The organism is Rhizobacter sp. P3_B12, assembly GCF_056402895.1.
Map to the genome: position 1 here is coordinate 1 of NZ_JBFUGN010001607.1, position 765 is coordinate 765.

1 protein-coding gene is annotated in these 765 nt (G+C 71.9%); it reads right to left on the bottom strand.

Going from position 1 to position 765, the window contains the following annotated elements:
- Positions 1-12: 12 nt before the first annotated feature.
- Entirely contained in the window at positions 13-663 is a 651-nt protein-coding gene (locus tag AC1D01_RS37185; protein WP_477874895.1) for a COG4648 family protein, read from the bottom strand.
- Positions 664-765: the final 102 nt, after the last annotated feature.

Below are 765 nucleotides of genomic sequence, written 5' to 3' on the forward strand. Positions count from 1 at the left end.
GGGTGTGCTCGCTCATCGCGGGGTGTCGGCGGCTGCGGCGCTCGCGCGGTAGGCGCGCACGGCATCGAGGAAGGCGACGCGGTCGAACTCGGGGTGCAGGCGGTAGCGCAGCAGGTACTCGACGGCGAACATCGCGACCAGCGAGACCGGCGTCAGCACGTTGGCGAACAGCGACCAGGCCGCGAGCGGGGCGAGTGCGAACTGCACGAAAGCGAACAGCAGGAACGAGGTGCCGGCGATCGCGACGAAGTAGATCGTCCAGGCCAGCGTGACGTGCCGCGTGTAGACCACCATGGTCGGCTGCATCGGGTTGTGCAGGCGGCGCGCCAGTTGCGTGATGAAGGGCTCGCGCCCGGCGCGCAGCGTGCGGCCGAACCACCCCGCGAGCCCGAGGTGGATGCCGGCATGCTGGGCCAGGTAGAGCCACGAGACCGGCAGCCGCGAGCCGTTCAGCAGCACCGCGACGGCGACCCCCGCCAGCCCCAGCGCGACGAGCCGCTGGCCCGCATGCCACAGGCCCCACAGCGCGGCGCCGACCATCGGCCCGAGCAAGGTGAGCAGTGCGGGAACGGAGCCGGCGTCGCGGCTCACGAGATGGTGCGCGAGCAGCGCATACGCCCCGAGGCCGACGGCGGCCAGACCCCAGCGGGCGCGTGCGCTCATCGTGTCACTGCGTACGGTGTGCCGCGATGTGGCCGGCCAGGCTGCGCAGCGACGAGAAGATGCGCAGGTTGTCCTCGTCGCCAGAGCGCAGCTGGAAGCCGT